The organism is Adlercreutzia wanghongyangiae (genome assembly GCF_035989245.1).
GTDB lineage: Bacteria > Actinomycetota > Coriobacteriia > Coriobacteriales > Eggerthellaceae > Adlercreutzia > Adlercreutzia wanghongyangiae.
Map to the genome: position 1 here is coordinate 129456 of NZ_JAYMFF010000009.1, position 12958 is coordinate 142413.

Consider the following 12958-nt stretch of genomic DNA (forward strand, 5'->3'; position numbering starts at 1 on the left):
CCAAGGGTAGTGATGCTATACCGTTGTCTATATCGAATACCCAGAGGGTACATTGCTCATAAAAGCCACGAAATACAGTATAGCCGATGTGCGTGAGAAAAGAACCCCCAAAGGGGTCAGAAGACATCATTGGGGGAAGAAAGCCCTTCCGACCACTGCCGCGATGCCGAGGCGGCCACATCGGTGGAGAAGCCCTGCCCCACCAGCTTGCGGAAGGCGGCCTCGCGGGCCCGCTTGGCCCGGGGCGGCCGGCGCTGCAGCAGCGCCACGGCCCGAGCCACCTCGGCGTCGCGTCCGTGGGCATCGTGCTCCTGCCACGCCTCCAACGTGGTGGGATCGATGCCCAGGGCGCCCAGCTCGGCCTCGACGTCCCGCAGGCCCTTCCCTGCCGCCAGCTTCATGCGGATGAGCGCGTCGCCATAGCGCCGGTCGTCCACGGCGTGAACGCGAACGGCGCGTTCGAGGGCCTCCTCGATGGCCGAGACGGGAAAATCGTCGCGGGCGAGCCGGTCGCGCACATAGGCGCTGGAGCGCTCGCGCACCGAGACCCATCGGAGGATCTTCCGAAACGCGGAATCGGCATCCTTCCCGTCGTCGTCGCCGCCCGCGGCGACCTCGGGGAAAGGAGCGTCGGCCGACTTCCCGGAACCGCGATCGGCACAGGGGACGCTCCCTCCATCGTCGGCAGCGGAGGAGGCGGCACGGGGACGGGCGCTCTTTCGAAACGCGTCGTCGACCGCCTCCCCGCGCTCGATAGCCGCCACGGACGCGCGCAAATCGACGAGGATGTCGGCTTTGGACGCCATGGCTATTTCTTCTTGCCCGTGGCCTTCGGGGCGGGACTGAACGAGTCGTCCTCGGCCGGACGCTCGATGACGGGAATGTCGTAGGCCTCGCGCACCTTCAACTCCAGCTCGTCGCGCAGATCGGGGTTCTCTCTCAGCGTCTGCTTGGCAGCTTCACGACCCTGGCCGAGGCGTTCCTCGCCGTAGGTGTACCATGCGCCCGACTTCTTCGCCACGCCGGCCTCGACGGCCATATCCACGATACAGCCCTCGCGCGAGATGCCCTCGCCGTACATGAGGTCGAACTCAGCCTGGCGGAACGGCGGGGCCACCTTGTTCTTCACCACCTTGGCCCGCACGCGGTTGCCCACCACGTCGCCGTTCTGCTTGATGGAGTCAATGCGGCGGATATCGATGCGCACCGACGAGAAGAACTTCAGGGCGCGACCGCCGGTGGTGGTCTCGGGGTTGCCGAACATCACGCCGATCTTCTCGCGCAGCTGGTTGATGAAGATGCAGGTGGTATTCGACTTGGAAAGCGAGCCGGCCAGCTTGCGCAGCGCCTGGGACATGAGGCGCGCCTGCAAGCCCACCGTCGTGTCGCCCATCTCGCCCTCGATCTCGGCGCGGGGCACGAGAGCCGCCACCGAGTCGACGATGACGCAGTCGATGGCGCCGCTGCGCACGAGCATGTCGCAGATCTCCAGTGCCTGCTCGCCGGTATCAGGCTGGGAGATGAGCACCTCGTCGATGTCGACGCCGATGCGGGCCGCGTATACCGGATCGAGCGCGTGCTCGGCATCGATGAACGCGACGATGCCGCCCATGGCCTGGGCCTCGGCCAAGATCTGCAGGGCGAGCGTCGTCTTGCCGCTGGACTCGGGACCGTAGATCTCGATGATGCGGCCGCGCGGCACCCCGCCGATGCCGAGCGCCGCGTCCAGGGGCAACGCGCCCGTGGGGATGACGCCGATATTCAGATCGGCGCCGCCCTCGCCCAAGGTCATGATGGCGCCCTTACCGAACTTCGACTCGATCTGATCGGTCGTCAGCTTGAGCATCTTCTCTTTATCTTCGTTCATGGAGTCTCCTTCTTCGGGCGCACAATACGAACAAGTGGCCTATTTCTCTCTATTATACGAACAAACGTATGCACGTCAAGACATTTTCACAGATTGAGAGCATCCCAACGGCGCGATCCGATCATAGCAGGCGAAAACCGCAGTTCCGTCGCAGGACTGTCGGCGCGCAGCCGCCGCCCCGCCGCAGAAAGTTCGCTCGGCAACCGTCCCCGAATCGCAGGAAAGCCGCGCAAAGCGCGGCCCTCCCCCGTTTCCGAACCGGCGGCTGCCCGACGGGCAGCCTCAAGCGCGCTCGGGAGCCTCCAATGCCGCCTCCAGCTCGCGCAGGGCCGCCAGCACCGTCTGCAGGCGCACCGCTTCCCGGCCGCCGTCGAACTGGTAGCGCGTCGCCCTGGTCTCCCGGGTGGTGGCGCAGCCAACCCACACCGTGCCCACCGGCTTGCCGGGTTCGGCGCCCGCAGGACCGGCGATGCCCGTGACCGACACGGCCACATCGCTGCCCACATCGCGCAGGGCGCCGCGGGCCATCTGCAGTGCCACCAGCTCGTCCACCGCTCCCTGCGAGGACAGCACATCGCCGGACACGCCCAAAAGCGATTCCTTCACCTCGTTCACATAGCTGACCACGCCTCCGCGCACCGCGGCCGAGCTGCCCGGCACCGAAGTGAGCATGGCCGCGATAAGGCCGCCCGTGAGGCTCTCCGCCGTGGCCAGCGTAGCACCGGCCGCCGTGGCCTTCTCCACCACAGTGCGAGCCTGGGCGTCGATGGCCTGCTGCAGGGCCGCGATCTCGGTCGGGCGCTCCTCGGCGGGCGCGACGGCCTCCCGGGGCTGCCCCGAGCCCCTCAGCAGGTGGCGCGCCTTCACCAGGTAGTCGAGCATCGACATGATGGTGAGGATGAGCGCAATGCCCATAACGACCCACGACAGCACGAACAGCGGGTTGGTGAAGGCCGCGGCGGCCGTGGGGAACCGCAGGGCGTCCTTGGCCAGGAACAACACGATGGCGATCATCTGGAACACGGTCTTGGCCTTGCCGTACCAGCTGGCGGCAATGACCTCGCCCTTGCTGGCCGCCACCATGCGAATGCCCGACACAATGAACTCGCGGGCCAGGATGATGAGCACAGGCCAACCGGGCAGCGTGCCCAGCTCCACCAGGGCGATAAGAGCCGCCGCCACGAGGATCTTGTCGGCCAGCGGATCCATGAACTTGCCGAAATCGGTCACCTCGCCCCGGCTGCGGGCGAGATACCCGTCGATCCAGTCGGTGCAGGAAATGAGGATGAAGATGCCCGCGGCGATGAGCCGCTTGGCCTCCATGGTGATGTCGGGTAGGCCCATCCACTCCGGCCAGGGGCTGACGATGGCCAGCACGAACACGGGCACCAGGCAGATGCGGATCAGCGTGACGATGTTGGCCGGCGTCCACAGCTTCTCGGGCGCGGTGGGCTGGATAGTGCTCATCGGCACTCCCCTTCCATCTCGTAGAGCAGCGTATCGGCGATGACGGTCTGCACGACCTCGCCGGGGTTGCCGCCATCAACATAGGTCACGCCGTCTACCTCGGGAGCCTGGCACTGAGCGCGGCCGTACAGCTGGCCGTCCTCCTCTGCCCCCTCCACCAGCACCGGCATGGCGCGTCCGATGCGCGCGGCCACCCGTGCCCCGCAGACCGTATCGGCCACGTCGCGCAGCACCTGGGCGCGCTCGAGCTTCTCGTCCTCGTCCAGCTGGTCGGGCAGGTCGAAGGCCTTCGTGCCCTCTTCCCGCGAATAGGGAAACACTCCCACGTAGTCGAAGGGCGCCTCCGCCACGAAATCGCACAGCGCCTCGAAATCGTCTTCGGTCTCGCCGGGAAAACCTGCGATGAGCGTGGTGCGCAGGGTGACATCGGGCACGAGTGCGCGAATATGGTCGATCAACGCCGCGAACTTCTCGGCCGAGCCGGCGCGGTTCATGGCACGCAGAAGCCGCGCGCTCACATGCTGGAGAGGTATATCCAGATAGGAGCACACATTCTCGCGCTGGGCCATAACGGCCAGCAGCGCGTCGGTGACGCCCTCGGGCTGCACGTACATCACACGCAGCCACGTGTCGGGAAGCTCGACGGCCAGCTGGTCGACGAGCCATGCCAGATCGCGGTTGCCGGGCAGGTCTTGGCCCCAGCGGCCCGTATCCTGGGCGATGAGCACGATCTCGCGGGCGCCCTCTTCCACCGCCCGGGCCGCATCGGCCCGAATGTCCTCGTAGCCGAAGCTGCGGTAGCGGCCCCGAATGAGGGGGATGGTGCAATAGGAGCAGAAGCGGTCGCAGCCGTCAGATATCTTCACATAGGAGAAAACAGGGCCTGCCGCGTCCGCCGCATCGGACGGCGCGTCGCCGGATGCCGGTCCCGCCAAGGAGGCCACCACCTCGACGATGTCATCCTCTTTGCTGCAGGGAACGAAGGCCCGCGCCTCCACCAGCTCATCGGCCAGATCGTCGCCGTAGCGGGCCGGCATGCAGCCGGCCACCACGATAGAGGCGTCGCCGGCGGCCACCCGCGGCAGGGAGGCCGCCTCGAAGATGGCCTCGAGGCTCTCCTCGGTGGCAGCCTGAATGAACGAGCACGTATTGACAACGATGACGTCGGCCCCATCGGGTGCCTCGACGATGCGGTAGCCCGCCGCGGCGAGACGACGCGCCATAGCCGCCGAATCGACTTCGTTTTTCGCACAGCCCATGGTCACAAGGCAGATACGCGGGGCGCACCCGGTGGCGGCGGGCGCGCCGGAGGCAGTAAACTCCATCGGCATGCGAGCCTCTAGCGGTAGTTCACGTACTGGAGGGGCTGACCGTAGTCCTGCCCTTTCAGGAAGGCGATGACCTCTTGCAGGGTGTCGCGCGAGGGAGAGCTGACGCGCAGCTTGTCACCCTCGATGGTCACCTTGCACTTCAGCTTCTGGGCCTTGATGTCCTTGTTGATCTTGCCCGCCGTCTCCTTGTCGATGCCGTCGACGATGGTCGCCACGCGGCGCACCGTGCCGCCGGACGCGGCCTGCACATCGCCCCACTGCACCGCCGCCAGATCGATGCCACGCTTGATGAGCTTGCTGCCGATAACGTCGATCACCTGGCCGGCCACGAAGTCGGCCGGAGCGCTGACAGTCAGGGTGCCGGAACTCTTGTCCAAAGCGATCTCAGCCCCCGAGTCCTTCAAATCGTAACGCTGGGCAATCTCCTTCTTCGCCTGCTGAAAGGCGTTGTCGACCTCCTGGATGTCAACCGTGGAAACCACATCGAAGCTGGACTCTTTGGCCATGGGAACTCCCTTTCCGTGTCGTATGCCGTTTGCAGCCGCGTTATGGGGCCGCGAGATCAGTTGTCGCTCGAGGAGGACGGGTCCTCCGCATCGCCATCGTCAGAGGAGCTGTCCTTCGACGAATCATCGCCGTCTTTGGAGGATGCCGCCCCGTCATCGGTGCCGCCGCCTACCCCGTTGTCCCGGCGCCACTCCTCCAGCACCTCGTCGAAATCGACGGTGTAGGAGTACACGCCCGACTTGGTCACGGTCGGCTCGACCGTCTTGCCGTCCACCGCGATCTCCACATCGGCCAGATCGCCCGACACCACGAACTTCAGAGTATCGGTCACGTCGTAGGAGCCCTCGTCGGGACCGGTCACGGTGTCGGCCTTCTTGGTCTTGCCGTCCATGCTGATCTCAATGTACACCGACTTCCCGTCGGCCACCTTGTAGGTGAACTTGGCGCTGGTGGGCGCCACGGGCTGCACGGCGGGCGTCGCCGTGTCGGCGGCATCGCCGCTCGTGGAGCCGGTTTCGGTGCCGGCCGGGCTGGGCATGCCGGAGATGTGGATGGTGGGCGTGTCCTCGGCCGGGGCGGTCTTATTGCCCCCGAAGGCGAAGAACAGCACGACGATGAGCAGGATGAGAATAAGGGCCCCTATGCCGATAAGCGGCAGCATGGAGCCGAAATTGGCCGCGAAGCCCGGTGCCTGGCGCCCCTGCACCAAGTTGGTGTACTGGGGCTGGGAGGCCGCCGCCCGGCGCGAGCGCTCCTCGGAACGCGAGGGACGGCCGCCGCGCACGCGGGACGACGCCAGTCCGGCGTCGCGGCTCGCACGGGATGAGCTGCGGCGGCTGCCGGCGAAGTCGTCCTCCCGGTCGGAGAGCCGTCCGCGCTCCGACCGGGAGCTCACGGGACGACGGCCCGTTTCAAACTGATAGGCCTCGTCGCGGTAGGCCCGCGTGGCCTCGGTGGGGTTCACGCCCACCAGCCGCGCATAAGCGCCCACCATGTTCGACGTGTAGCCCCGCGGCGGCATGCGCGCGAAGTCGCCATCCTCGATGGCGCGCAGGATATCCGGGCGGATGCGCAGCTTGCGGGCGGCGCTCGCAAGGTCGATGCCCTTGCGCTCGCGCGCCATTCTGAGCGTGTCCCCGAAGGATGTCTGTCTCGCCACGGTTGCTACTCCTCTATATCATCGGCCGGTCGCGTCGTCGCACGACCGGCGAAGGTGCCTATTCGTCGTTGGCCTCGAAGGCCTTCAAGGTCTCGAGTTCCATCGCATCGACGAGGACCTCGCGCGGACGGCTGCCGTTAGCCGGCCCCACGATGCCCTTTTCTTCCAGCTGATCCATTATACGCCCGGCACGGGCATATCCGACCTTCAGGCGACGCTGAAGATTAGATGTTGACCCCAAATCGCTTGAAACCACCACATCGGCTGCCTCCCACAGCAGCGGGTCGTCGTCCTCGGAGCCTCCGTCGCCGGCTGGCGAGGAATCGCCCAGGGTGACCACGTTGGTCTTCAGGATCTCGGAATGGTAATCGGGCTCGCCCTGGCTCTTCAGGTGCGCGACCACCGCGGCTATCTCGTCGTCGGACACGTAGGGCCCCTGCACGCGCACGGGCTTGGGGTACTCGGGCATGCCGATGAGCAGATCTCCGTGGCCGATGAGGTTCTCAGCGCCCGTGGAATCCAGAATGACGCGGGAATCGATGCCGCTGGCCACGGTAAGTCCGATGCGGCAGGTGATGTTCGCCTTGATGAGGCCTGTGACCACGTTGGTGGAGGGGCGCTGGGTGGCGATGATGAGGTGGATGCCCGCCGCGCGCGCCAGCTGGGCGATGCGGCTGATGGAGAACTCCACCTCCTTGCCGACGTTCATCATGAGGTCGGCAAGCTCGTCGATGACGATGACGATGTAGGGAATGGGCTCGCCGTAGGGGTTCTCGGGCGCCTCCTGGCCTGCCTTCTCGGCCGCAACGGCTGCGGCCACGGCAGCCTTCGCCTTCTCGTTGAAGGAGATGATGTTGCGCACGCCACACTTCGAGAACATCTTCAGGCGCCGCTCCATCTCGGCCACGGCCCAGGAAAGGGCGCTGGAGGCCTCGCGGCACTCGGTGACCACGGGCACGTAGAGGTGCGGGATGCCCTCATAGGGAGCGAACTCCACGCGCTTGGGATCCACCATGATGAAGCGCACCTCGGCCGGGGTCGCCCGCATGAGAATGGACATGATCATGCCGTTCACCTCGACGGACTTGCCCGAGCCGGTGGTGCCGGCGATGAGCACATGGGGCATCTTGGCCAGGTCGTGCACGATGGCGTGGCCCTCCACGTCCTCGCCGATGGCCACCTGCAGGGGCCCCTCCCCCGCCGAGGCGAGCACCTCGGGCAGGTACACCATCTGGCGCTTGCGATTGGGCACCTCGATGCCCACGTAGTTCGTACCGGGAATGGGCGCGAAAATGCGCACGCCGGGGGCGGCGAGGGCCAGCGCGATGTCATCGGTGAGGTTGGTGACTTTGCTCACGCGCACGCCCGAGGGCAGATCCACCTTGAACAGCGTGACCGTGGGACCTTCCACCCAGCCTACCACGCTGGCCAGCACGCCGAAGTCCTCGAGGGTGCCCTGCAGCTCGGCGGCCACCTGGCGCAGCTCCTCCTCGGTGGAGCCGCGGCGCTGACCGGCGCCCGTGGCCAGAAGATCCATGGAGGGCAGCTGGAAGCCGTCGCGCGAGGGAGCCGGAGCGCTCGGCTTGGGCCGCGGGGCGGCCTTCGGCTGCTTCTTGCGCGGGGCCGGCTCCTCGGAGACAGCCGGCTCGGCATGCTTGCGCCCCAGCTTGCGGGTCATGGGGCGGGCCGGCTCGGCGGCCGAGATGTCCTCGACAGCCGCGGTCTGGCGCGGATCGGGCGCCGGCGCGGGCACGGAAGCCGGATCGATGCGCTGGGTCACCCCGGCAGGCACGGGAACGTCATCGAGGCGCTGGGTGAGCGCGCCGGTCGCGGCCGGGGGAGCCGCGCGACTGCGCCGGCGGGGCTCCTCCTCCATGCCCAGGCGCGAGGTGACCGCTCCGGGCCTGAACATCGCCGGGGGCGCGTCGTCGCCCTCGGCGCTGTTCAGGGGCGCCGACGATCCACGGCCGCGGCGCATGGAGCCGAACAGCAGCCCCTCGGGCAGATAGGGCGCCCGGGCCGCCAGCTCCGCCTCGTGACGGGCGCGCACCTTCTCGATGAAGGCCGATACGGAAAACCCGATGACGATGACGCCGCCCAAGGCCACACCCAAAAGCAGGATAGCCGAGATGATGCCTCCGAACAGGGTGAGCCCCACCCAGGCCAGAGCCGCGCCCACGTAGCCGCCGTGGCCGACGAGGGCCTCGCGGACGAACAGGTAGTCGGCGTTCGAACCGGACACGGGCGTGAACAGGGCGATAAGCCCCAGAAGCGCCACCAGGATGAGCCCCAGGCCCACGGTGATGCGCAGCGACATGCGCTCCGACTGCTGACGGTAGAGCACCGTGCCGCCCACGGCCACCAGGAAAAAGGGCATAATGTAGCAGCCCACGCCGAACACGAGGTGCAGCGACTCCGAAAGAAACGAGGTGACGATGGCCCCCGTGGGTGCCACGGCCGCGATGAACAGCACGATGCCGAGCAGGACGAAGCCCACGCCCACCATATCGCGCCGCGTGCGGTCGTCGAGGATGCGGGGCGCCGGTTCGACCTGGCGGCTGCGCGCTGCGCTGGGGCGCCTCGTCCCGCTCTTGGAAACACTGCCGCTTGCGTTCTTCTTCGATTGAGCTGCGTTTTTTGCTTGCTGCGGGTTTCGGGCCACGGGGAATCTAAACCTCCAAGATGTTCACGACGACCATGGGGCGCTGCTTGGTGCGCTCCCACAACAGCGACAGCAGCGCATCGCGGGCCGCTTTGCGCAGCTCCTTCACGCCGCCGTCCTTGCCGAGGCACTTGCGCAGAGCGCCGGCCACGGTAGAGGCCGCCTCGTCGGCCAGATAGTAATCGTCGCCGCCGGTGATGCCGTGCATGGAAACCTGGATGTCGCCCACAACACGGCGGCCCTTCAGGTCCACGGCGGCGGCCACGCTGGCAAAGCCCTGGTTGCCCAGGGTGTTGCGCTCGTCCAGCACGTCCTGGGAGGTGTCGCCCACCGACAGGCCATCCACGTAGACGATACCCGAGGGCACGCCCTCGCCGCGCGCGATGCCCATGGCCGACAGCTCCAGCGAATCGCCGTTCTCCAGGATGTAGATGTTGTCGGCATCCACGCCCGTGGCCTCGGCCAGCTTCGCGTGGGCCCGCAGGTGCGTGGCCTCGCCGTGCACCGGCATGAAGGCCTTGGGCTTCACGAGGGTGAGCATGATCTTCAGTTCCTCGGCGCCCGCGTGGCCCGACACGTGCACCTTGCCGCGGCTCTTGTCGTACACATCGGCGCCGATCTTCGCCAGCGAGTTGATGACGCGGGTCACGGCCTTCTCGTTGCCGGGCACCGGCGTGGCCGAGATGATGACGGTGTCGCCCTCCTCGATCTCGATGGTTTTGTGCTCGCCGTTGGCGATGCGGCCGAGCGCGCTCAACGGCTCGCCCTGACTGCCCGTGCACATGATGACCACCTGGTCGGAGGGGATGCCCTTCAAGTCGTAGGCGTCGATGAGGTTGTCATCGGAGATCTTCAGATAGCCCAGACGGCGTGCGATGTCGGTGTTCTGGATCATGGAGCGCCCGGTGACAACCACCTTGCGGCCGTTCTTCACCGCCGCGTCGCAGATCTGCTGCATGCGGTGGATGTGGCTTGCGAAGCTGGCGATGATGACGCGGCCGCGGGCCTGGGAGATGATCTGGTCGAGAGTCTTGCCCACCTCGGCCTCGCTGGGCGTGAAGTTGGGGTTCATGGCGTTGGTGGAGTCGCTCATCATGAGATCGACGCCCTGCTCGGAAAAGCGCGCGATGGCGGCGAAGTCGGTGGTCACGCCGTCGATGGGCGTCTGGTCCAGCTTGAAGTCGCCGGTGTGCAGCACGTTGCCGGCCGGGCTCTGGATGAACAGGCCCACAGCGCCCGGGATGGAGTGGTTCACGGCGAAGAAGTCCACCTTGAAGCAGCCGAGCTTGATCTCCTCGCCCGACTTGATCTCGATGAGCTTCGCATTCTTGATCTTGTGCTCGGCGAACTTGCCCTCGATAAGGCCCAGCGTGAGCTTGGTGGCGTAGATGTTCACCGTGCGGTCGAGGTCCTTCAGCAGATAGGGCAGCGTGCCGGTGTGGTCCTCGTGGCCGTGGGTGATGATGATGCCGCGCAGCTTGTCGGCGTTCTCCAGCACATAGGTGTAGTCGGGCAGGATGAGATCGACGCCCGGATGGTCGTCGTCGGGAAACATCAGCCCCGCGTCGTCCAGAATCATGTCGCCGCCGCACTCGAAGGCGGTCATGTTCTTGCCGATGGCGTCCAGGCCGCCCAGCGGGATGATGCGCAGCTTGGCGTTCGGGTCCTTCGACGCCTTCGAGCCGCGGCGCGACTTGCGGGCATCGGCGCGCTGGGTGCCGTCGGCCCCCTCGCCGCGCGAGAGCTGCGGACGCTTGCGCTCCAGGTTCACGCGCTTGAAGGAGGTGTTGTTCTTGCGGTTGCCGCGCGAGCGGCCGCCGCTGCCGTTGCCGTTGCTCGCGGCGCCCTTATCGCCCTGGGACGCCTTTGCGGAGCCCCTGGACGAGCGGCCCTGCGAGCCCTCGCGGGCGGCCGTGGCCTTGTCTTGCTTTCCTTGTTGTTCCTTAGTCATGTAAATCCTTCTGTATCTGGGTCTTTCTTGCAAAAAACGCCGACCCGCCCGTGGCGCGCCGGCGTCTACCGTTTGACGGGACTCCCCTAATCCAGCACGCCCACCTCGCGCATGATGGCGGCCAGGCGCCGCGACTGCTCGGGCGTGGCATCCACCAAGGGCAGGCGCACGCCGCCCACGGGGAAGCCGGCGAGGTTCAGCGCCTCCTTCACCAAAATGGGGTTCGAGGTTTCGAACAAGCCGTTCATCAGGGGAAGCAGGGCCTCGTTGGCGGCCTCGGCGGCCTCCCACTCCTCGCGGGCGGCCAGGTTGATGATCTCCTTCATGCGCTCGGGCGCCACGTTGCCGATGGTGGAGATGACGCCCACCCCGCCCAGCTTCATGATGTCGAGGGTGGCCGAGTCGTCGCCCGAGTACACGTCGAAGCCCGCCGGGGCGTTGTCGATGATGAACTTCACCTGGTCCAAATTGCCCGAGGCCTCCTTGATGGCCACGATGTTGTCGCAGTTGTGGGCCAGGCGCAGGGTGGTCTCGCCCTCCATGTTGATGGAGCAGCGACCGGGGATGTTGTACAGGATGATGGGCATGTCCACCGCATTCGCAATGGTCTTGAAATGCTGGTAGAGGCCCTCCTGCGGAGGCTTGTTGTAGTAGGGCACCACGCACATGAAGCCGTCAACGCCGAGCTTCGCCGCGTCCTGGGCGAAGTACACCGTGTCGGCGGTGCAGTTGTCGCCCACGTTCGCGATGACCGGCACCCGCCCGTTCACGGCGCGCACCACGGCGCGAAACAGCTCAAGCTTCTGAGGGTAGAACACCGTGGGGCTCTCGCCGGTGGTGCCGTTGATGATGAGCGCATCGGAACCGCCGCGCACGAGGCGGTCGGCCAGCTCCTGGGCGCGATCGAGATCGAGCTCCAGATCACGGTTGAAGGGCGTGACCATGGCGGGAATCAAGCGTCCAAAACGGGGCTCTTTCTTGAACTGCATTGACGATCTCCTTACTTACGCACCCGGTCGCGCAGCGAACCGGCACAACAGCACTGCTGGCTATTATGCCACCGATGTTCGCCCCCGTGAACAGCAACGGACGGAAGTTCGCCAAACGCACAACCAACCGCCCCGAAGTGCCGTTAGCCCATGAAGGATTCCAGGCCGACGATGAGGCCCTCGCGCTCCCCTACGCTGCGGATGCCCAAAAGCACACCGGGCATGTAGGAGTTTCGATCCCACGAGTCGTGACGGATGGTGAGCGTCTGACCCAGGGAGCCGAAGATAACCTCCTGGCTGGCCACATAGCCCATGGAGCGCACCGCATGCACCGGCACGCCGTCGACGAGCGCCCCGCGCGCGCCTTCCGCTCCGGGCATCTCCGTCTCGCGGCCGGGGGCCTCGCTGACGCGGGGGCTGCGGGCCTCGGCGATGAGCTGCGCCGTGCGCACCGCAGTGCCCGAGGGCGCATCCTTCTTGTTGCAGTGGTGGAACTCGATGACCTCGGCCTCGGGGAAATAGGGCGCGGCGGCCTTCGCGAACTCCATCATGAGCACGGCGCCCGTGGTGAAGTTCGGCGCGTAGAACAGGCACGTGCCCGGTGCCGCGTCGGCGGCCAGCTGCGCGAGCGTCTCATTGGAAAGCCCCGTGGTGCCCACGACGCAATCCACTCCGGCCGGCAGCGCCATGGCCAGGTTGCCGGCCACCACGGAAGGCTGGGTGAAGTCCACAAGCACGTCGGCGTCCACGGCGTCCAGCGCCTCGGCCACCGAGGCGAACACCGGGAAGGTGCCCGCGGACTCCGTGCCGTGCGGGTCGATGCCGCAGACCACTTCCATGTCGTCAGCCGTCGTGACGGCGTCCACCACCGCAGACCCCATCCGACCCGCATACCCCGCAACAGCAACTCGAATCATCTCAAATCTCCTCATAGAACAAGAGCTACAACAAAGTAAGTGATAAAAGAATACAGCAATGTGAGAGCGTAGAGGAGCTGCGGGGTGCTCTGACCGAGCGAGTTCCAC

General features: G+C 66.4%; 10 protein-coding genes. All 10 read right to left on the reverse strand.

Annotation, left to right across the window (positions count from 1 at the left end; translation table 11 throughout):
- Positions 1 to 116: 116 nt before the first annotated feature.
- The gene (locus VIN30_RS05610; RefSeq protein ID WP_338209975.1) at positions 117 to 806 is read right to left on the reverse strand and encodes a regulatory protein RecX; all 690 of its coding nucleotides are present in this window, start codon (positions 804 to 806) and stop codon (positions 117 to 119) included.
- 2 nt (positions 807 to 808) lie between these two features.
- Positions 809 to 1867 carry a recombinase RecA gene (gene recA / locus VIN30_RS05615; protein WP_338209977.1) on the reverse strand — a complete coding sequence of 353 codons (1059 nt, stop codon included), beginning with the start codon at positions 1865 to 1867 and terminating at the stop codon, positions 809 to 811.
- Between the two features lie 282 nt (positions 1868 to 2149).
- Positions 2150 to 3334: a CDP-diacylglycerol--glycerol-3-phosphate 3-phosphatidyltransferase gene (pgsA, locus tag VIN30_RS05620; RefSeq protein ID WP_338209979.1), complete on the reverse strand. Its 1185-nt coding sequence runs from the start codon at positions 3332 to 3334 to the stop codon at positions 2150 to 2152.
- Positions 3331 to 4659: a 30S ribosomal protein S12 methylthiotransferase RimO gene (gene rimO / locus VIN30_RS05625; protein WP_338209981.1), complete on the reverse strand. Its 1329-nt coding sequence runs from the start codon at positions 4657 to 4659 to the stop codon at positions 3331 to 3333. The genes pgsA and rimO overlap by 4 nt, the downstream gene beginning before the upstream one ends.
- Before the next feature lie 14 nt (positions 4660 to 4673).
- Positions 4674 to 5171 carry a YajQ family cyclic di-GMP-binding protein gene (locus tag VIN30_RS05630; protein ID WP_326424618.1) on the reverse strand — a complete coding sequence of 166 codons (498 nt, stop codon included), beginning with the start codon at positions 5169 to 5171 and terminating at the stop codon, positions 4674 to 4676.
- Between the two features lie 56 nt (positions 5172 to 5227).
- On the reverse strand, positions 5228 to 6331 hold the full coding sequence (locus VIN30_RS05635) for a helix-turn-helix domain-containing protein (protein ID WP_338209984.1): 1104 nt from the start codon (positions 6329 to 6331) through the stop codon (positions 5228 to 5230).
- 58 nt (positions 6332 to 6389) lie between these two features.
- Entirely contained in the window at positions 6390 to 8837 is a 2448-nt protein-coding gene (locus VIN30_RS05640; RefSeq protein ID WP_338209985.1) for a DNA translocase FtsK, read from the reverse strand.
- A gap of 163 nt (positions 8838 to 9000) precedes the next feature.
- Positions 9001 to 10944 (reverse strand): ribonuclease J, encoded by a 1944-nt coding sequence (locus tag VIN30_RS05645; RefSeq protein ID WP_338209986.1) that lies wholly within the window; start codon positions 10942 to 10944, stop codon positions 9001 to 9003.
- Positions 10945 to 11030: 86 nt separating this feature from the next.
- The gene (gene dapA, locus VIN30_RS05650) at positions 11031 to 11933 is read right to left on the reverse strand and encodes a 4-hydroxy-tetrahydrodipicolinate synthase (RefSeq protein ID WP_338209988.1); all 903 of its coding nucleotides are present in this window, start codon (positions 11931 to 11933) and stop codon (positions 11031 to 11033) included.
- 143 nt (positions 11934 to 12076) lie between these two features.
- Positions 12077 to 12850, reverse strand: coding sequence for a 4-hydroxy-tetrahydrodipicolinate reductase (dapB, locus tag VIN30_RS05655; protein WP_326424613.1), 774 nt, complete (start codon positions 12848 to 12850; stop codon positions 12077 to 12079).
- Positions 12851 to 12958: the final 108 nt, after the last annotated feature.

Bases quoted from the DNA above. Each gene is read 5' to 3' on its own strand.
- VIN30_RS05610 (WP_338209975.1), bottom strand. From the start codon at position 806: ATGGCGTCCAAAGCCGACATCCTCGTCGATTTGCGCGCGTCCGTGGCG.
- recA (WP_338209977.1), bottom strand. From the start codon at position 1,867: ATGAACGAAGATAAAGAGAAGATGCTCAAGCTGACGACCGATCAGATC.
- pgsA (WP_338209979.1), bottom strand. From the start codon at position 3,334: ATGAGCACTATCCAGCCCACCGCGCCCGAGAAGCTGTGGACGCCGGCC.
- rimO (WP_338209981.1), bottom strand. From the start codon at position 4,659: ATGGAGTTTACTGCCTCCGGCGCGCCCGCCGCCACCGGGTGCGCCCCG.
- VIN30_RS05630 (WP_326424618.1), bottom strand. From the start codon at position 5,171: ATGGCCAAAGAGTCCAGCTTCGATGTGGTTTCCACGGTTGACATCCAG.
- VIN30_RS05640 (WP_338209985.1), bottom strand. From the start codon at position 8,837: ATGGTGGGCGTGGGCTTCGTCCTGCTCGGCATCGTGCTGTTCATCGCG.
- VIN30_RS05645 (WP_338209986.1), bottom strand. From the start codon at position 10,944: ATGACTAAGGAACAACAAGGAAAGCAAGACAAGGCCACGGCCGCCCGC.
- dapA (WP_338209988.1), bottom strand. From the start codon at position 11,933: ATGCAGTTCAAGAAAGAGCCCCGTTTTGGACGCTTGATTCCCGCCATG.
- dapB (WP_326424613.1), bottom strand. From the start codon at position 12,850: ATGATTCGAGTTGCTGTTGCGGGGTATGCGGGTCGGATGGGGTCTGCG.